Origin of the sequence: Paenalcaligenes suwonensis (genome assembly GCF_011290505.1) — a bacterium.
Lineage (GTDB): Bacteria > Pseudomonadota > Gammaproteobacteria > Burkholderiales > Burkholderiaceae_B > Paenalcaligenes > Paenalcaligenes suwonensis.
In genome coordinates, this window is the sequence record NZ_JAANPV010000001.1 from 590,498 (window position 1) to 609,883 (window position 19,386).

17 protein-coding genes are annotated in these 19,386 nt (G+C 50.5%); 10 read left to right on the top strand and 7 right to left on the bottom strand.

What is annotated here, in order from left to right; translation table 11 throughout:
* Positions 1–72: 72 nt before the first annotated feature.
* The 4 genes from GY634_RS02780 to GY634_RS02795 all read left to right on the top strand — a co-directional run bounded on the left by GY634_RS02780 (position 73) and on the right by GY634_RS02795 (position 3,951).
* The gene (locus tag GY634_RS02780; protein WP_166407031.1) at positions 73–1,257 is read left to right on the top strand and encodes an amino acid ABC transporter permease; all 1,185 of its coding nucleotides are present in this window, start codon (positions 73–75) and stop codon (positions 1,255–1,257) included.
* A 2-nt stretch (positions 1,258–1,259) separates the two neighbouring features.
* Entirely contained in the window at positions 1,260–2,354 is a 1,095-nt protein-coding gene (locus GY634_RS02785; RefSeq protein WP_166407032.1) for an amino acid ABC transporter permease, read from the top strand.
* A 49-nt stretch (positions 2,355–2,403) separates the two neighbouring features.
* The gene (locus GY634_RS02790) at positions 2,404–3,144 is read left to right on the top strand and encodes an amino acid ABC transporter ATP-binding protein (protein WP_166407033.1); all 741 of its coding nucleotides are present in this window, start codon (positions 2,404–2,406) and stop codon (positions 3,142–3,144) included.
* Positions 3,145–3,291: 147 nt separating this feature from the next.
* Positions 3,292–3,951, top strand: coding sequence for a YiaD family glycine zipper/OmpA-like lipoprotein (locus GY634_RS02795; protein ID WP_166407034.1), 660 nt, complete (start codon positions 3,292–3,294; stop codon positions 3,949–3,951).
* Between the two features lie 61 nt (positions 3,952–4,012).
* On the opposite strand, the gene GY634_RS02800 is transcribed toward GY634_RS02795, so the two are convergent.
* From GY634_RS02800 to GY634_RS02825, 6 genes are all read right to left on the bottom strand, one after another.
* On the bottom strand, positions 4,013–4,354 hold the full coding sequence (locus tag GY634_RS02800) for a DUF6616 family protein (RefSeq protein WP_166407035.1): 342 nt from the start codon (positions 4,352–4,354) through the stop codon (positions 4,013–4,015).
* 523 nt (positions 4,355–4,877) lie between these two features.
* Positions 4,878–8,528 carry a hydantoinase B/oxoprolinase family protein gene (locus GY634_RS02805; RefSeq protein WP_166407036.1) on the bottom strand — a complete coding sequence of 1,217 codons (3,651 nt, stop codon included), beginning with the start codon at positions 8,526–8,528 and terminating at the stop codon, positions 4,878–4,880.
* 130 nt (positions 8,529–8,658) lie between these two features.
* On the bottom strand, positions 8,659–9,954 hold the full coding sequence (locus GY634_RS02810) for a TRAP transporter large permease (RefSeq protein ID WP_166407037.1): 1,296 nt from the start codon (positions 9,952–9,954) through the stop codon (positions 8,659–8,661).
* A gap of 2 nt (positions 9,955–9,956) precedes the next feature.
* The gene (locus GY634_RS02815) at positions 9,957–10,439 is read right to left on the bottom strand and encodes a TRAP transporter small permease (protein WP_166407038.1); all 483 of its coding nucleotides are present in this window, start codon (positions 10,437–10,439) and stop codon (positions 9,957–9,959) included.
* Between the two features lie 15 nt (positions 10,440–10,454).
* Positions 10,455–11,423 carry a TRAP transporter substrate-binding protein gene (locus GY634_RS02820; RefSeq protein ID WP_166407039.1) on the bottom strand — a complete coding sequence of 323 codons (969 nt, stop codon included), beginning with the start codon at positions 11,421–11,423 and terminating at the stop codon, positions 10,455–10,457.
* 57 nt (positions 11,424–11,480) lie between these two features.
* Positions 11,481–12,134, bottom strand: coding sequence for a DUF4286 family protein (locus tag GY634_RS02825; RefSeq protein WP_166407040.1), 654 nt, complete (start codon positions 12,132–12,134; stop codon positions 11,481–11,483).
* Between the two features lie 370 nt (positions 12,135–12,504).
* Between GY634_RS02825 and GY634_RS02830 the strand changes: the two genes are divergently transcribed.
* The 6 genes from GY634_RS02830 to GY634_RS02855 all read left to right on the top strand — a co-directional run bounded on the left by GY634_RS02830 (position 12,505) and on the right by GY634_RS02855 (position 17,883).
* Positions 12,505–13,482, top strand: a complete 978-nt coding sequence (locus GY634_RS02830; protein ID WP_166407041.1) for a Tim44 domain-containing protein — start codon at positions 12,505–12,507, stop codon at positions 13,480–13,482.
* Between the two features lie 156 nt (positions 13,483–13,638).
* Positions 13,639–14,265 carry a ubiquinone biosynthesis accessory factor UbiJ gene (locus GY634_RS02835; protein WP_166407042.1) on the top strand — a complete coding sequence of 209 codons (627 nt, stop codon included), beginning with the start codon at positions 13,639–13,641 and terminating at the stop codon, positions 14,263–14,265.
* Positions 14,259–15,818 (top strand): ubiquinone biosynthesis regulatory protein kinase UbiB, encoded by a 1,560-nt coding sequence (gene ubiB / locus GY634_RS02840; RefSeq protein ID WP_207625471.1) that lies wholly within the window; start codon positions 14,259–14,261, stop codon positions 15,816–15,818. The genes GY634_RS02835 and ubiB overlap by 7 nt, the downstream gene beginning before the upstream one ends.
* 88 nt (positions 15,819–15,906) lie before the next feature.
* On the top strand, positions 15,907–16,767 hold the full coding sequence (locus tag GY634_RS02845; protein WP_166407043.1) for a ferritin family protein: 861 nt from the start codon (positions 15,907–15,909) through the stop codon (positions 16,765–16,767).
* Between the two features lie 5 nt (positions 16,768–16,772).
* Positions 16,773–17,255 (top strand): adenylyltransferase/cytidyltransferase family protein, encoded by a 483-nt coding sequence (locus GY634_RS02850; protein WP_166407044.1) that lies wholly within the window; start codon positions 16,773–16,775, stop codon positions 17,253–17,255.
* 4 nt (positions 17,256–17,259) lie between these two features.
* Entirely contained in the window at positions 17,260–17,883 is a 624-nt protein-coding gene (locus GY634_RS02855) for a LysE/ArgO family amino acid transporter (RefSeq protein WP_166407045.1), read from the top strand.
* Between the two features lie 183 nt (positions 17,884–18,066).
* Here GY634_RS02855 and GY634_RS02860 read toward each other — a convergent pair whose 3' ends face one another.
* On the bottom strand, positions 18,067–19,371 hold the full coding sequence (locus GY634_RS02860; RefSeq protein ID WP_166407046.1) for a TolC family outer membrane protein: 1,305 nt from the start codon (positions 19,369–19,371) through the stop codon (positions 18,067–18,069).
* Between the last annotated feature and the right edge of the window lie 15 nt (positions 19,372–19,386).

Sequence of the window (19,386 nt, forward strand, 5' to 3'; positions counted from 1 at the left end):
TGTTGCCAGATCAGACCGGAAGGGGTTCTTCCGGTCTGCCACTACATGGCTGTTTGAAGAGACAGACGGAATATGGCAAAGCATAAGAACAACCATAACTCTACAAAAATTCGTTTTTCCTGGAATGATCCTTTCACAAGGGGGATTATTTATCAGGTCGTGATTATTGGCTTATTGGCCTTTGGCGTGTGGTACTTGGTTAGCAATACCTTGCATAACCTTGCTGTACGCAACATCTCTACCGGTTTCGATTTCATGCATCGTGAAGCGGGTTTTGCCATTGGCGAGATGAGCATTGATTACAAGCCTTCTGACACCTATGGCCGTGCCATCGTGGTGGGCTTAATCAATACGTTAAAAGTCTCTGTCATCGGTATTATCTTAGCGACCGTGCTAGGTACTATCTTGGGCATAGCGCGACTTTCTAGTAACTGGTTAGTGAAGAAAGTAGCTTCGGTGTATGTGGAGGTGATGCGTAACGTACCACTGCTGCTGCAACTGTTTTTCTGGTATGCCTTAATTACCGAGACCCTACCGCGTCCTAAAGATGCTTACGCGCCGTTGCCCGGTGTGTTTATGTCTAACCGTGGGCTGAAGTTGCCTACGTTAGAAGGTGATGCCTGGGGCTGGATCTTAGGTGGTTTAGCCATCGCTATTATCATCAGTGTGTTGTTTGCACATTGGGCGAGAAAGCGGCAAGCTCAAACTGGGCGTATGCCACCCGTATTGCGCATTAGCGTATTGTTGTTGATCGCTTTGCCTGCATTGCTGCTGTGGATAAGTGGTGAGGGCTTGCACCTCAACTACCCCGAGCTACGCGGTTTTAACTTTCAAGGTGGCACCACCTTAACGCCAGAGTTTGCTGCATTATTGTTGGGCTTAGTGGTGTATACCTCAGCCTTTATTGCTGAAGTAGTGCGCTCTGGTATACAAGCCGTCAGCAAAGGTCAGTGGGAGGCCGCCGAGTCCATAGGGTTGGCTCGCAGCTTAACACTACGGTTAGTGATTTTGCCGCAGTCGTTGCGGGTGATTATTCCCCCTATGACTAGCCAGTATTTGAACCTCACCAAAAACAGTTCGTTAGCCGTAGCAATTGGCTACCCCGATATTGTGTCAGTGGTAAACACCACCTTGAACCAAACGGGCCAAGCCATTGAAGGTATTTTGATTATTATGGCGGCCTACCTTACCGTCAGTTTGTCCATTTCGGTGTTTATGAACTGGTACAACCGACGTCTAGCTTTGGTGGAGCGCTAATTATGCAAACTAAATCTGCTTCTTCTGTGCTTGTTCCGCCACGCCAACAAGTGGGTGTATTGGGTTGGCTGCGTCAGAACCTATTTTCTACTCCATTAAATACTTTGCTCACCGTTTTGGTGGCATGGTTGTTATTAATGGCCATTCCTGCTTTGGTAGAGTGGGGGCTACTGAATGCTGACTTCACGGCCACATCCGCCCAAGAATGTAGGGAAGTCACAGGCGCCTGTTGGGCTTTTATTGTAGAAAAACACCGGTTAATTCTATTCGGTGTCTACCCGTTTGATGAGCAGTGGCGCCCGTTGTTAGCATCGTTAGTGCTGATCTTGATGCTGGTGCTGAGCTGCTTTAGGCGCTTTTGGAACGCGTGGCTAGCCGTGATCTGGACTATAGGGCTCACCGGCTTTGGTGTGCTCATGTGGGGCGGTATTTTGGGCTTAAGCTATGTGGATAACAGTAGATGGGGTGGCTTGCCCTTAACACTGATGTTATCCACATTCGGTTTGGCATTTGCGTTTCCCTTAGGCGTGCTACTGGCATTAGGCCGACGTTCACACTTGCCTGCGGTGAAAGCGGTATCGGTGATTTACATTGAGTTGATACGAGGCGTGCCTCTGATCAGCCTGTTATTTATGTCATCGGTGATGTTGCCACTGTTCTTACCCGAAGGCTTCAGCATTGATAAGTTGTTGCGAGCACAGATCGCCATCATCTTATTTGCGGCTGCGTATATTGCGGAAACGGTCAGAGGTGGTTTACAGGCCGTACCTAAAGGGCAATACGAAGGTGCGGAGTCCATTGGGTTGAACTACTGGCAAACCATGCACAAAATCGTGCTGCCACAGGCATTAAAAATCGTTATTCCTCCGCTGGTGAGCATCTTTATCTCTTTGTTTAAAGACACCTCGCTGGTAGTGATTATTGGTATTTTCGACTTAACTCAGGCTGCGAAAGCTGCGTTGGCAGATGCTGCTTGGCGAGGTTACAGCACTGAAGCTTACCTATTTATTGCCGCGATTTATTTCGTGTTCTGCTACAGCATTTCCCGCTATAGTCAGTCATTAGAAAAAAGTCTGAACCATGGACAGCGCTCCTAAGCAAAACGTCCAGTCCCCACGTTGATCTTGGGTTGAGAAGGAGTTCTATATGGCAGAACAAGCCATTATTCGTTTAGAAAACGTACACAAGTGGTACGGTGATTTTCATGTGTTGCGGGACATTAATCTGCACGTCGCCAAAGGCGAGCGTATTGTGATTTGTGGCCCATCAGGTTCGGGTAAATCTACCCTTATTCGCTGTATTAACCGCTTAGAAGAACATCAACGCGGCCACATTTTTGTGGATAACATTGAGCTGACGAATAATCTGAAGCAAATTGATGCAGTACGGCGTGAAGTGGGTATGGTGTTTCAGCATTTCAACCTGTTTCCGCACTTAACCGTATTAGAGAACCTGACCTTAGGCCCTGTATGGGTGCTAAAACAGCCTAAAGCCAAAGCTGAAGCCAAAGCGCTGGAATACTTAGAGCGTGTGCGCATCTTGGAACAAGCCAATAAATATCCCGGCCAGTTGTCTGGTGGGCAGCAGCAGCGTGTGGCGATTGCGCGGTCGTTATGCATGAATCCTAAGATTATGCTTTTTGACGAGCCTACATCGGCGTTGGACCCTGAAATGGTGAAAGAAGTGCTAGACGTGATGACGGGTTTGGCCGAGTCCGGTATGACCATGCTGTGTGTGACACACGAAATGGGCTTTGCGCGCAAAGTGGCTGACCGTGTGATCTTTATGGATCAAGGCGAGATTATCGAGGTCAACACACCAGACCGTTTCTTTGACCACCCAGACAACCCTAGAACCAAAGAGTTTTTAAGCCAAATTTTGCATTAATGCTGGGCAGCAGCTATAGATTTGTCAAAATTGGTGAATCAACTGGCTTGTGGTGTGTAACTTACCAGATAATACAAAACTGTTAGATACCGTTACGGCATGTCCAAACTCTATACCGATAGTTCGGTGGTTTTCTAGGAATAAAAAATGAAAAATTCGTTGAGACTACATAAACTGGCAGCCTGCATTGGTGTTGCCGCCGTATTGGCTGGTTGTGCTTCGATGGAAGGTAAAGGCGGCGATACCGCGATGGGTTCAGGTATTGGTGCCGCCATTGGGGCCGGGTTGGGCGTACTGATTGGTGATAGCACTGAAGGTGCGTTGATTGGTGCTGGTATTGGTGCAGTAGCCGGTGGTATTGTTGGCTACAACTGGTCGGCGATTAAAAACGACGTGGAAAAATCCGGTGCCAGTGATTTAGGCGTAGCCGTGACAGAAATGCCAGATGGCACACTGCGCGTACACATTCCTAGCAATGTGTCGTTTGATTCTGGTCAGTATCAGCTAAAACCAGCACTGCTGCCCGTATTGGACAGCGTGGCTCGTGCCCTGATTCAGCATCCGGAATTACGCGCCAAAGCGATTGGTTACACCGACAACACAGGTTCTTTGCAGTTAAACCAAACATTGTCCTTAGAGCGCGCTCAGGCAGTGACAGGGTATATGGCTAACCAAGGCGTACCGGCTTCACACATGACGGACGAAGGCCGTGGCCCTAACAACCCAATTGCCAGCAACGATACGCAAGAAGGTCGTTCACTAAACCGCCGTGTAGAGCTATTCCTATACGCCGTAAAACAGCCCTGATTTTTGAGTACAGCGAGCAGCAATAAGGCCCCAGGAAACTGGGGCCTTGTTGTTTGTGACATCACATCGTAATCAAGGCCTTAAGATGCTCAGGAAAGCCACCTTCTTTGCCTGCCACATTTACGTGGTCAAAATACTCATACCATCCACTGGCTTTAATACCCGCTAACAACACATCACGTACCTGCGGCTCAGGAAATCGCCAAATTCCCAGAAAATGGTGCTGACTAGTATGGTCTATGCCGTGTTCAACTTCAGCCAGTGTCAGCACTTCTACGCCCATACTAGATAGTCCTTGCATCGCTGAAGCTATAGCACCCAAGAAATTTTGACGTTGCTCTACTGACAATGCTTTCCAGTTTGCATTAGGTGTAAAGAGCTCTACAAGATAGTGGTGTGACATCGGAGTCCCTTTAGATGAAATGTAGTGCGGTGCGTAGTTGAAAGAGGCTAATCGCTAGATAGCTAATGCAGAACGCTATGTATTACGTCACCATATAGTATGGTGGCTAATTATAAATAAAGAGCGTGATAATGCGCAAGGATTCACTACATTAAAAACGCATAGCTGTGTGGGGCTTAAGCAGCTAGCCCGCCAGTGGGGGTACGTTAGAGCCAGACCATTGAGAACCTTACAAATAAAAGTCCATAGTGACAGAAGAAAGGGTAGTAAACCTATCAAAAGCTGAAATACTCAGGGGGCGGAGTGAAAACTTTTTGTGATTTGGTGTCTCAAATCACAAAAAGTGTTTCCGCAGTCCCCTGGCGCAGGCAGAAACTGTTCATATGCTCTGCAGCGAAATTCACAGCATAGGTCGCCGTTGTGGCTCACGTTTGGGGTGTTACTCAAACAAGCACCCTAGAAAAAAAAGGGGTGAACAAAACTACTTGTTCACCCCCTAGCACCAACTTTTTACACCCTAGTGTTATGCCTTCCCAAACCCACCACCACCTGGGGTTTGAATCACAAACACATCACCGGGCTGCATTTCTGCTGAACCGGTAGCGCCAATTTCCTCTTGGCTGCCATCAGTACGAATCACATAGCTGCGACCCACTTCGCCAGACTCACCGCCTTCCAGACCAAATGGCGCTACACGACGACGGTTAGACAAAATAGACGCTGTCATGTTTTCCAAGAAGCGTACGCGACGAGTACCACCGTTACCGCCAGATGCTGCACCTTTACCGCCACTGTTTGGACGAATGGTGAAGCTTTCTAGCAGTACGGGGAAGCGCCACTCCAGAACCTCAGGGTCAGTCAGACGGGAGTTAGTCATGTGGGTTTGCACCACGTCTGTACCATCAAAGAACTGGCGCTCGCCGGTTTCTGGGTGGTAACGGAAGCCTGCACCTGAACCACCAGAAATAGTCTCGTAGTACTGGTGAGTGTCGTTACCAAAGGTGAAGTTGTTCATAGTGCCTTGAGCACCCGACATCACACCCAACGCACCGTACAGCGCGTCGGTAATCACCTGCGAGGTTTCCACGTTACCGGCCACGGTTGCGGCAGGTGGGTTAGGATTCAGCATGCAACCTTGTGGAATTTTCACCGTAATAGGTTTCAAGCAGCCTGCGTTCATGGGGATGTCATCGTCAACCAAGGTACGGAATACGTACAGCACGGCAGCCATACACACAGCCGACGGCGCGTTGAAGTTGTTTTCTAGCTGTTCCGATGTGCCCGTGAAATCAATCACCGCACTACGGGTAGCCGCATCTACTTCCACGTTGACGTTAATCACGGCACCACTGTCCATTTCGTAACGGAACTGACCGTTTTGCAGTACACCAATCACACGGCGTACCGCTTCTTCGGCGTTGTCCTGCACGTGTTGCATATAGGCTTGCACCACATCCAGACCAAAGGTGGCTACCATGCGGCGCAACTCTTGCACGCCTTTTTCGTTGGCGGCGATTTGTGCGCGCAGGTCGGCAATGTTCTGTTCTACGTTACGTGCTGGGTGTGGACCGCTGCCCAACAGTTCACGCAAAGCTGCTTCACGCATCAAGCCGTTTTCTACCAGCTTGAAGTTGTCGATCAGCACGCCTTCATCAATCACCGTACGGCTGTTTGGAGGCATGGAGCCGGGAGTGATACCGCCCACGTCAGCATGGTGACCACGTGAGGCGACGAAGAACAGAATGTCTTTGCCCTCGGTGTCGAACACAGGTGTTACCACGGTAATGTCGGGTAGGTGTGTACCGCCGTTGTAGGGGTCGTTCAGCACGTAGCTGTCGCCAGGACGCATTTTGCCGCTGTTACGACGAATAACCGTTTTGATACTTTCGCCCATGGAACCCAAGTGCACAGGCATGTGAGGTGCGTTAGCAATCAAATTGCCGTCAGCATCGAACAGGGCGCATGAGAAGTCCAAACGCTCTTTAATGTTGACCGAAAACGCTGTGTTCGCAAGGGTTGCACCCATCTGCTCGGCGATGGACATAAACAGGTTGTTGAAGATCTCCAGCATCACTGGATCAACATCTGTACCAATGGCGTTCTCACGACGTTGTGCCACAGCACGCGTCATCAGAATTTCACCGCCACCCAAGATTTCCAACTGCCAATCAGGCTCTACGATTGTGGTGCCGCTGGCATCACAAATGATCGCTGGGCCTAGCAGGTGTGAACCGGGTTGTAAGTCGGCGCGTTGGTAAATTGGGCACTGGTGTTGCTGGTCATGCGAGAACAGGGCTGCTGTGCTGGCAGCGTTTGCCGTTTGTGCGCTGGCAGCGGCTGCGGCAACCACAGGGCTTTGTTCAGAGCTGGCACCAATCGCTTCTACCGATACGGCTTCTACGATGAGTTTTTTGTCTGGCATCAAGAAGCTGTAGCGTTGCAGGTAGCTGGCTTCAAACTCAGCCTGCATAGCGGCTAAATCGCCGTAGTTCACCAGCAAGGCGGAGTCTGTGCCTTCGTAGCGCAGGTGGGCACGTTGCAGAATGTTGATGCGTTGTGCGGGCACACCTTGGGCCAAGACTTCAGCGCTGGCTTGTTCGGCCAATAGGGCCAACTGTTCTTCGTACAGTGGGATGTTCTGTTTGTTCAGTTCGGCTTCTACGCTGATTTCGCGCATAGCCGTAATGTCAGCCAAGCCCATACCGTAGGCAGACAATACACCAGCAAAGGGGTGAATCAGTACGCGGCTAATGCCCAATGAGTCGGCGACCAAGCACGCATGCTGACCACCTGCACCACCGAAGGAAACCAAGGTGTAGCGGCTGACATCGTAACCACGTTCAATAGAGATCTTCTTCACGGCGTTGGCCATGTTGGCCACAGCAATGTTCAAGAAGCCTTCAGCCACTTGTTCTGGCGTATGGTCGCGACCTGTGCTCTCTTTAATTTGTGCAGCAAGTTCAGTGAACTTCTGGCGCACGATATCGCGATCCAGCGGCTGATCGGCTTTAGGGCCGAAGATGCTTGGGAAGAACTCGGGCTGAATTTTGCCCAGCATAACGTTGCAGTCGGTGACCGTCAGTGGGCCACCATTACGGTAAGCCGCTGGGCCAGGGAAGGCACCCGCAGAATCAGGACCTACACGCATACGTGCACCGTCAAAGTGCACAATAGAACCACCACCTGCCGCTACGGTGTGAATGTTCATCATGGGAGCGCGCAAACGTACGCCTGCCACAATGGTTTCAAAGGTGCGCTCAAACTCGCCGTCATAGTGAGAGACGTCCGTAGAGGTACCACCCATGTCAAAGCCGATCAGCTGCGATGCGCCAGTAGCAGCAGCAGTGCGTGCCATACCCACAATACCGCCAGCTGGGCCGGACAATACAGAGTCTTTACCTTGGAAAGAGTGAGCAGAGGTCAAACCACCGTTAGACTGCATGAACATCAGGCGTACGCCATCCAGCTCACTGGCAACGCGGTTAACGTAGCGGCGCAAGATTGGGGACAAGTAGGCATCCACCACGGTAGTGTCGCCACGACCTACCAGTTTCATCAGTGGGCTAACTTCGTGGGAAACCGATACCTGACCAAAGCCCATTTCGCGGGCCATCTCGGCAATGATTTGCTCGTGCTGGGTGTAGCGGTAGCCATGCATCAACACAATCGCCAACGCGCGGTAGCCGGCGTCGTAAACCTCTTGCAGTTGTGCGCGTACAGCGGCTTTGTCTAAGGCTTGTTCCACCGTACCATCAGCACGAATACGCTCGTCCACTTCGACTACGCGTTGGTACAGAAGTTCTGGCAGGTGAATTTGACGGTCAAAAATACGAGGACGTGCTTGGTAACCAATACGCAGAGCATCTTTAAAACCGCGTGTAGTGACCAGTGCAGTGGGTTCGCCTTTACGTTCCAACAACGCATTGGTAGCCACCGTAGTACCCATTTTTACGGCTTCGATTAGCTCGCTAGGAATGGGTGCATCGACTGCCAAGCCTAGCAAATGACGAATACCGGCCAGTGCGGCGTCTGGGTATTGTGCTGGATTGTCAGAAAGCAGTTTGTGGGTAAGCAAATGACCGTCTGGGTGGCGTGCCACGATATCGGTAAAGGTGCCTCCTCGGTCTACCCAGAATTGCCATTTAGAGGATGGAAGAGATGTGTCGTGTGTCATACCAAGTCCTTCGTTTGTAGCGTCGTCGGAATAATTTAGCGTAAGGGGTCCCAGACCCCTGCAAACAGGGGCCTAAGCGTAGTGAGTTCGTTAATGCTGGCTGCTGTGGCAGCCAGCGGGAAGCAGAGCGTTACATGGCGTTAGGCAACCACATGACAATCTCTGGGAATACGGTGACTAGCACGGTGGCTAATACCAGTATCCAGAAGAAAGGCAGTGCCATCTTCACCAATTCAAACAAGTTTTTGCCGGTAATGTTTTGGATCACAAACAGGTTGAAACCAATGGGGGGCGTAATCTGTGCCATTTCCACCGTTAGAATCAAGTAAATACCAAACCAGATTGGGTCTATGCCTGCCGCAATCACCGTTGGCATCAACACAGAAGTGGTCAATACGATGAGTGAAATGCCATCCAAGAACGCACCCAGCAAGATAAAGAACACTGTTAGTGCTGCAATTAAGGCATAGGGGCTCAGGTTCAGTGAGGCGATCCAGGAAGCCAAGTTGCTAGGCATGCCAGTAAAGCTCATGGCGCTAGTCAGGAAGCTGGCACCAATCAGAATGAACGAGATCATGCACGATGTACGCACTGCACCCATCAAACTGGCCGAAAAGGACTTCCAGTTCAGAGAACGACCCACTGCCGCAATGAGCAATGATCCAATCACACCAATCACAGCCGCTTCTGTCGCAGTCGCAATACCGGCATAGATAGAACCAATCACACCAGCGATAAGCAGTACTACGGGCAGTAGCAAGCGTAAACGGTACAGTTTTTCACGCAGGGAGATTTCTTCTATCTCTTTGGGTACACGATCTGGATGGCGCAGTGACCACAGTGCGATATAGCCCGAGAACAGGAAAATCATCATAATGCCGGGCAAAATACCAGCAATAAATAGTTTGATGATAGAAACCTGTGCCGCAACGGCGTACACAATCATCACAATGGATGGTGGAATCAACAGCCCCAGCGTACCTGCGCCAGCCAATGAACCAATACTAATGCCTTCGTCGTAACCACGAGACTTCAGCTCGGGCAGGGAGATACGACCAATGGTGGCAGCGGTAGCTGCAGAGGAACCACTCACGGCAGCAAAAATACCGCAACCTACGGTGTTGACGTGTACCAACCTGCCAGGCAAGCGTTGTAAAAGCGGGCCTAGGCCTTTGAACATGTCTTCTGCTAGGCGAGTACGGTAAAGAATCTCACCCATCCAGATAAACAGCGGTAAGGCGGTTAATGACCAACTGGCGGCAGAATCCCATGCTTTGGTGGCAAAAATAATGCCCGCAGGGTTATCGGCAAACAGCATTAGGCTGATGACGCCACATGCTACCAGTACTAAGGCAACCCAGACCCCCATGCTCAACAAGAGCAGCAAGGAGACCATCAGAATTATGGCTTGAGTTAAATCACCCATGATTAGTTATCCTCCAGTGGCTGGTTGCGCACACAGCAGACAAGCCGGCGGAGCAGCATGAGTGTGAAAATACATAAACCTATAGGCATACCGAATTGTGGAATCCACATCGGCACCGTCACAATACCTTGGGAGACATCATTGAACTGGTAGGATTCGTACACGAATTCCACCACGTAATACGACATCCACACGCTAATAACCAATGCAATCAATGTCGCTACCAGTTCATAGGGCTTGTGCAGGCGTTTAGGTAAAAACTGCAGAATCAGTGATACGCGAATGTGTTCGCCGCGTAGCATGGTGTAGGGCAATGCTAAAAAGATAGAGGAAGCCATAGCCCATGCCGCGAATTCATCTGAGCTGGGAATCATTTCTCCCATCATACGAGCGACGATTTGGGCTGTAACCAAGACAGCAATGAGGCAGAGAAAGCACGCGGCGACCGCGCCGCATGCTTTGGCCAAGTGTTCTAGCCATTTCATAAACAATCAGCCTGTTTAGTTACCACGGTAGGCATCAAGGATTTTCTGACCATCAGCACCGGCTTTGCTCAGCCATTCTTCAGCCATGGTTGCGCCGATTTTTTGCATATCAGCACGTACAGCGTCTGGTGGTGGCAATACGGTCATACCGTGGTCGCTCAGCGTTTTAGTCAACGCCTCAGTGCGCTCACGGCCCATTTGCCAGCCACGAGTTTCTGCGCGCTCGGAAGCAGCCAACAACGCGGTTTGTTCGGCTTCGCTCAAACGAGAGAACGCGCGTTTGTTCACGATCACGAAGTTCAGAGGAATAAAGGCCTGCACATCGTAGTAGTGCGACACGTAATCCCATGCCTGTGTATCCACACCTGTAGAAGGGGAGGTGATCATGGAATCAATCACACCAGTAGAGAAGGCTTGAGGCACTTCTTGTGAATTCACGGTTGTGGGGGTGGCACCCATCAAGGTGGCTAAGCGGCTGGTTGCTGCGCTGTAAGAGCGGAAGCGGGAACCGTTTAAATCATCCAATGAGCTGATTTCTTTTTTGGTGTAGAAGCCTTGTGATGGCCATGGTGCGGCGTACAGCAGCATCAAGCCTTGTTTATCCAAGCGCTCGGCAATAGCAGGGCGGGCCAAGTTCCACAGTTTTTGGGATTCATCAAAGGAGGTAGCCAAAAAAGGCACGCTATCTACTTCGTAGATGGCATCTTCGTTACCGTTGATGGACATCAGCGCTTCACCAATTTGGATCACGCCTTGCTGCACGCCGCGTTTTACTTCGGGGCGTTTTAGCAGAATGCTGTTGGACTGTACGTTGATTTTCAAGGAGCCGTTGGTGGCTTCTTCAACGTCTTTAGCAAACTCTCGTACGTTAATGGTTAGGTAGTTGTTATCAGGCTGTTCGGCGCTCATTGTCCAGGTGGTGGCCGCTTGGGCTGTACCAGCCAAGGCCAACATGCAAGACACGGTTAACAGTTTTTTTATCATTCTAGTAACTCCTCCAACGAGTAAAAAAAAGTGCTACGGGATAGGGGTATACGGACATTAACGCGAAATATCGCTAGAACGTAGGTCCCACAGCAAGGAGAAGGTGGTGGCACAGGTGCCATCCAACTTGAACTCCTCAATAATCCAACGGGAAACGGCAGCAGCTACCGGTTCTGTTGTGGTGTCGATAATCAACACCGGCTCCAGTATACGGTTTGTAGTGTCTTCCGAAGGTAAAGGGGTAGATAGCTCTGTATCAGGGGTTAACAGTCGCAGGGCAAGCACGCCATCCATTTGTTTCTGGATTTGCTCTGCAATGCGGCTAACTTGCTCTGCTGTAGCTTGATTACCCAATGTGATCAGAGCAATGGCCGCACCCGTGCCAAAACCTGCCAAGGGTTGCACACGCATCACGCGGCGCTGGCTGTTTTGCATGCGGCTAAAATTGCTGAGCGACCAAGCGGTTTGGTGCTGGAACGCTTGTTGGTAGGTGGGGCTGTGGAACACAGAAATGTCTTCTGTGCGGTATAGCGCCAGATAACGGCGTTCGTTTTGCGGGTTTTTGTAGCGTCGGGCCCAGCAAAAACCTGGAATGGCAGCGCGTTCTTCCATATGTTCGCGGTCATACCATTGGTTGAAGTCGTCCTCGTACGTAGGATCAACGTTCGTCCAGATAAACAGTTCACCTGGTGTGCGCTGGGCAGAAGTCATACAAAAGTCCCCAATATAGTAGGTATAGGTTCAGGGTATTGTGTGCAGACTTGGCGTCACGCTCAATCAGTTTATTTTGGTGTTGAGTGATAAGAAATATTTATAGGGTGCGCAACGCCTGTGTTTATAGGCGCTTGTGAGGGTTTTATGGCAACCCGATGGGGGCTAAATAGGGGGAAAACCCGATACTCGAAAATAGGGCTTACTAGGGTATGGGGTGAGCGACAGAATTTTTTTGAAATTAATGGTGGTGTAAAAGGGTTGCTTTATGCTAATGTTCAGCTTCTAGTAAGCTAGTTGTCAGACTGTGTCTGGCAACGCCCCATAAGACATCACGACGCCTGTAGCAGTCGTGAGCAAGGAGTCATAGATGATTTCTCAACGATTTTCCCGTGTACTGGCAACTATGCTGATCGCTGTATCCGCTGCTGGTATGCTAGCCGTTTCTTTTGATGCAGAAGCTCGCCGTATGGGCGGTGGCAAAAGTTTTGGACGTCAGTCATCCAACGTGACGCAACAACGTCAAGCTGTAACACCTCCAGCCGCCGCTAACACGGCTCAGCGTAGTGCTGCGGGTGCAGCCGCTGCAGGCACAGCTGCTAAGTCTGGCATGTCCCGTTTCTTAGGCCCTCTGGCAGGTATTGCTGCGGGTTTGGGTATCGCTGCCTTGCTGTCTAGCATGGGCTTAGGCGGTGCAATGTTGGAATTCTTGTCTAGCGCGATTCTGATTGGTATTGCGGTATTTGCTGTGATGTTCTTGGTTCGTCGTCTGCGTGGTGCGGGTTCTCGCACAGCGACACAAGGTGCTGGTAATTCGAATAATCAGTACCGTCAGTCTAACGACCCAGGCATGCAGCCTCAGTACCCACGTGCAGCACAACCTGCACCTGCCGCGCCAGCTTCCGTAGCGCCTGCCGCTGCTGCAGCGTATGCCGCACCAGAGCAAACCGAAGTGGATCCTAGCTGGTTTATTCCAGCTGATTTCGACGTCACTTCTTTCTTGGCAAACTCCAAACAGCGTTTTGTGGAAATCCAAGCGCTGTGGGACAAAGGCGATGTGAACGCATTGCGTGAGTACCTGACTGACGATTTGCTGATCGAAGCCACGCCACAAATTCAACAGCGTGAAAACGATGACAGCTCTACCGAAGTGGTATTGCTGAATGCTGAATTGCTAGGCATCGAGAAAGTTGCAGGCGGCCACTTAGCTAGCATCCGTTACTCCGGTATGCTGCGTGAAGGCCAAGGTACAGAAGCATTCCGCTTTGAAGAAGTGTGGAACCTGTACAAAGAAGACAACGCTGGCTGGCTAGTAGCCGGTATTCAGCAGTTGACTGCCAACGACTGATAGAAGATTGTTGGGTCATCCTAGCGACAAACGCTATACCTATCGTGGTGTAGCGTTTGTTTTTATCCTTGTAGAATGCGTGATAAACAAGGCAACAGGTTACACTAGGCTATTTCCTATGTTCCCTGCAGGGTGATCGTGTCAGAGGCAAATTTCATGTCAGTAGTTCCGGATTTCTTGCATCCTGCTCGTATAGGGGTGCGCCTAGTCAACCGATTATTAGTACGTGACCAATGGGCACAGGCTAAGTTGGCGGCGTTTTCCGGACATAGCGTGCGTGTAGAGGCGGGGTGGCTGCAATTTCAATGCAGTATTACTGCTGGTGGTCAGCTACAGCATTGCGATACCTCAGTCTTGCCTGACGTGACCTTAACCTTACCCGCAGAGCGAATCTCGCAAATCCCTTCTGTATTACAGGGGGGGGACCCTACTGCATTAACACAATTAATGCGTATAGAAGGCGAAGCCGCTTTGGCTAATGTGGTGGCTGATTTAGCTCAGTCATTACGTCCCGATGTAGAGGGTGAGCTTGCCGCTGTAGTGGGTGATATACCAGCCGTACGATTGGTATCGGGGGCTAAAAACCTGTTGGCAGGTAGCCGTCGTTCAGCCCGTAGTGCTGCAGAAAACCTAGGTGAATATCTGGGTGAAGAAAGTGACCTATTGGTGTCACACAGTCGTTATCAGATGTGGAAAGCGCGCTTTCAGCAATTAGAACAAGCCATAGAGCGTACCGAGCAAGCTGTACAACGTCTTGAGCAGAAAAAGAGGTTGTCATGCTGATGAGTTTTTGCCGGTTTTTCTACATTCTTTATATTGCATTTAAATACCGTTTGGATGAACTAGTACTGTCCAGTATTAGGCATCCTTGGGCGGTGCGTTTGCTGCGTATCGTACGTTTTGGGCGTGCCCCTAAGCTGCCACGCGGTGAGCGTTTGCGCTTGGCATTAGAATCCTTGGGCCCAGTGCTCGTGAAGTTTGGACAGGTATTGTCCACACGTCGCGATCTGATCCCTTTAGACGTGGCTGAGGAGCTTGCCCTGCTGCAAGATCGCGTGCCACCGTTTGACTCTAAAGTATCCGCCAAAATTGTAGAGCAGGCATTAGGAGCTCCTACCAGCGAACTCTTTAAGCATTTCGAGGTAGACCCTGTAGCTTCTGCGTCTATTGCGCAAGTGCACTTCGCTGTACTGCATAATGGCCGTGAAGTTGCGGTAAAGGTACTGCGTCCGGGTATGCGCGAGGTCATCGACAAAGATTTGGCGTTGATGCGCACCATGGCACGATTGGTAGAAAAAACGGGGCCTGATGGCCGTCGTTTGCGCCCTCGTGAAGTAGTGGCCGAGTTCGAGAAGTACTTGCACGATGAGCTAGACCTAATTCGTGAGGCCTCTAACTGCAGTCAGTTGCGCCGCAACTTTGTGGAAACTCCCGAGCGTGTAGAGTTGCTGATGGTGCCTGAAGTGCACTGGGACTACTGCGCGCACAATGTGTTTACCATGGACAGAATGCGTGGCATTCCTGTGAATCAGATTCAGCGTCTGCGTGATGCAGGGGTAGATCTCAAACAGGTGGCACGTAAAGGGGTAGAGATTTTCTTTACCCAAGTGTTTGCCGATGGTTTTTTCCATGCTGACATGCACCCAGGCAATATTCGTATCTCTGATGATCCCGATACTTTCGGGCGCTACATAGCACTGGATTTCGGTATTGTGGGGTCGTTGTCTGAATTTGATAAGAACTATTTGGCACAGAATTTCTTGGCTTTTTTCCGTCGTGATTATCGCCGCGTAGCACAGCTACACATTGAGTCGGGCTGGGTACCGGCCGATACACGAGAAGAAGAATTGGAGGGGGCTGTGCGTGCCGTATGCGAGCCGCACTTTGACCGTCCCTTGTCACAAATATCGTTAGGGCAGGTGTTATTACGTCTGTTCCAAACATCGCGGCGCTTTAATGTGGAGATCCAGCCGCAGTTGGTCTTGCTGCAAAAAACCTTGCTAAACGTCGAAGGTATGGGGCGTGATTTGGATCCCGAGTTAGATCTGTGGGATACCGCTAAGCCTTACCTAGAAAAGTGGATGTATCAGCGAATTGGGCCTCAGGGCTTAAAGCAGCAGCTAAAAAAAGAAGCCGGTCAGTGGGCACAGATCATGCCACAGTTGCCACGTTTGGTTTTCGATAATCTGAGCCGGCCAGATACGACGCCGGTGGTCCTGCAGGAATTACGCCAACTACGAGTGGCCCAAGAACAGAACAATAGGCTAATGACCGTATTGTGTGCGTTGTTGGCCGTGATCGTGGGTTTGGTGCTGTGGGCTGTAAAAGTATTGTAGTACCGCGTTAACGACGTTTTGGTACTGACATAATTCTGAGAACTGCACACCTTATTATGGTGTGTCGATTTACCCCCGAGGATGAGAGATGTTATATCCCGAGTTGTTCAAATCCATGGAAGCTGTACGTTGGAACCTGTCGCATGACATTCCCTGGGATGACTATGATGCGTCCAAGCTGACAGATGAACAGGCTTATACCATCAAGATGAATGCCATTACCGAGTGGGCTGCATTGCCTGCTACGGAGATGTTCTTACGTGATTTTCGCAATGACAGTGACTTTTCGTCCTTCATGTCGATTTGGTTCTTTGAAGAGCAGAAACACTCACTGGTGTTGATGGAGTATCTGCGTAGATTCCGCCCTGAGTTGGTGCCTACAGAAGAAGAGCTGCATAACGTACGTTTTGAGTTTGATCCCGCTCCTGCGATGGAAACCATGATGCTGCACTTCTGCGGCGAGGTGCGGTTGAATCACTGGTATAGACGCGCTGCTGACTGGCATACCGAGCCGGTTATCCAAGCTATTTACAAAATTGTGGCCCAAGACGAAGCCCGTCACGCGGGTGCTTACTTGCGTTACATGCGCCGTGCATTGGCTACGCCTAACGACGCGACCAAACTGGAAACCCGCTTGGCGTTTTCTAAGATTGGTGTGTTGATGGCCTCTGCCCACCGTACAGCTCAGGCGTTGCACCCCACTAACTTGCACGTGAACAAAGAGATGTACCCCGATGACACCGTGCAATCCAAACTGCCTTCACCTGGCTGGTTAGAGCATTGGTTGGATGACCAAATCCGCTTTGATAAAGAGTGGGAAGGTAAAGTTTCTACCCGTATTCTGCACAACATGTCGTTGTTGATGGGCGAAGATTTTAAATCGGTACAAGAGTTAAATCGTTACCGTAAAGATCTAAGCAAAATGCAGCAAACTATCGTAACGGCCTAATTATTATGGCAATCACCTTTGAGCAAAAAATCTATACGCCAGACGCTCTTGCTGCAGCAGTAGAGCGTGGTGATCTACCGCGTCCGTTGGTGTTTACCAATGGCGTATTTGATATTTTGCACCGTGGGCACGTAAGCTACCTGGATGCAGCGGCACAGTTAGGTGCAAGCCTAGTCGTTGCCATTAATACAGATGCATCGGTACGTCGCTTAGGTAAAGGAGATGATAGACCGTTAAACGGTGAAGATGATCGCGCTGCGTTATTAGCAGCGCTGTCGTCTACCACGGCGGTGACCTTCTTTGCAGAAGACACGCCAGAGGCCATTATCGCGGCCTTAAAGCCCGATCTCATCGTCAAAGGTGGCGATTACGATATGGAAAAACTGCCTGAAACTGCCTTAGTGCGTAGTTGGGGTGGTGATGCCGTTGCCATCGATTTTGAGTTCGATAGATCGACTACAGCGCTAGTACGTAAAATTCGCAAGTAAAAACATGGAACACGCATTCTTACAGGGCGCATTATTAGGCCTAGGTTTGATTGTGGCTATTGGTGCCCAAAATATCTTTGTATTGAAGCAGGGGTTATTGCGTCAGCATGTATTTTGGGTAGCACTGATTTGCACGGTGTGTGACATTGTTTTGATGGGGGCTGGCGTGTTTGGCGTAGGTACCTTGCTTAGCCAAAACGCAACGCTGACACGAGTGCTGGCCTTTTTAGGGGCGGCCTTTGTAGTGTATTACGGCCTTAGGGCATGGCGCAGTGCATGGGTGGGTAGCAGTGGCATGCACCTAGATGGCTCTGCGGCGGCGGTCAGCCTCAAGCGTGTGGTGCTTATTACCTTAGCCATCACCTTGCTGAACCCTCATGTGTATGTGGATACCTTGCTATTGGTAGGTGGCATTGCAGCAACCTATGAAGAGCAGCATAAGCTGGGCTTTTGGCTAGGTACCAGTGTGGCATCCATCGTGTGGTTCTTCTCGCTTGCTTACGGCGCCGTATTGCTATCGCCTTGGCTGCGTAGCCGTGGTGTATGGCGAGTGATAGACACGCTGATTGGTGTGTTTATGATGTGGATTGGCTGGTATTTGTTTCAGTATGGCATTACTAGCGTATAGTGTTGCTGCTTGAGGCCGTTTTGGCCTGCTTACTCACGACTGGACTGCATTAGCTAGCCTCAAATCACAAAAAGTTGTTCCGCAGTCCCCAAGCGTGTGCGATGAACACAGTATTCATATCAAGCAACTGGCTGGACTAGCAGCCCTACATGCATGTGCGATGAACACGATGGGGCATCAGAATTAGGCTGCAGGTTGCGGTTGATCCAGCAGCGCATCTAGCGCTTTAAGATCCGCATCACTCAGCGTACCAGCCGCCTCTTTCAACCGTAAGCTATTTAACAGCGTGTCGTACCGTGCTTTAGATAATGCACGTTGAGTCTCATACAACTGTTGCTGCGCATTCAACACGTCAATATTGATACGCACGCCGACTTCATACGCTAGCTCATTGGCATCTAGCGACGCTTGGCTAGAACGCTCAGCAGCCTGTAATGCGCGCACCTGTAATAGCCCCATATTCACGTCAGTGAAATACTGGCGGGCGGCAGTAATGGCATTGCGTTTAGCGTCTTCTTTCTCGAAATTCTGTTGCTGTAACCTAGCGGTTTGCTCACGTACTCGAGATGAAATAGCCCCACCGGAATACAGTGGAATCTTAAGCTCTAACCCTATGCTGCTATCTAGCGCACGCGGCGAGCGGCTATCTTGGTACACACCTTGTTGGTTATTACTGCCCGTACGGGCTTCTAACGACAAGGTAGGGGCGTGCTCGCGTTTGGCGGCCTCTAAGGCTGATTGTGTGCTTAGCCAGGTAAGCTCAGCTTTCAGTACGCTTAGATTGCGTTGTGCGGCTTGTGATGCCCAGGTTTCGGGCTGTGCAGGTTCAGGTGTAGGCAGATCATTCGTAGATAAGCCATTTAGCACAGGAGCAGGTTCGGCAATCAATGCCTCTAGTGCTTGCTGCTGTACTTGTAGCTGACTTTCTGCACCGACTATAGAACTGTTCACAAGGTCTAACCTTGCTTTGGCCTCATAGGCGTCGGTAATGGATGTGCCACCTAAATCAAATGACGCTTCGGCTGCGTTTAGCTGGTGTGTTACCGCTTGGCGCTGGGCGTACAGTGATCGTAGGGTGTCTTGTGCCGTTAGTACGTTGAAGTAGGCTTGTGCCACTCGTACGATTAATTGCTGACGGGCTTGTTCTTCATTGAGTACGGCAACGGCTGCCAAGTGTTTGGAGCGTTCGTACAGGCTGTAGGCTTGCAGATCAATAATTACCTGACTGAGCGTTAGGTTCCATTGATTGACGTTGCTGTGGCCGTATTGTTTCAGCGAGCTGGCTCGGCGTCGGTCGGTAGTGCCAGCTTGGGCATTACCTTCCAAATGCGGCAATAACTGCGCTCTGGCCTGATGTATTTGTTCTTGATCTGCTGTGCTGGCATAACGTGTGGCAGCGTAGGCTGGGTCACGCGCTAAAGCCAGCTCCCAAATATCCAGCAACCCAGCCGCAGAGGCTGGTAGCGCTGTATAGAGGGAGCTGAACAATAAGATGCTCAGCGT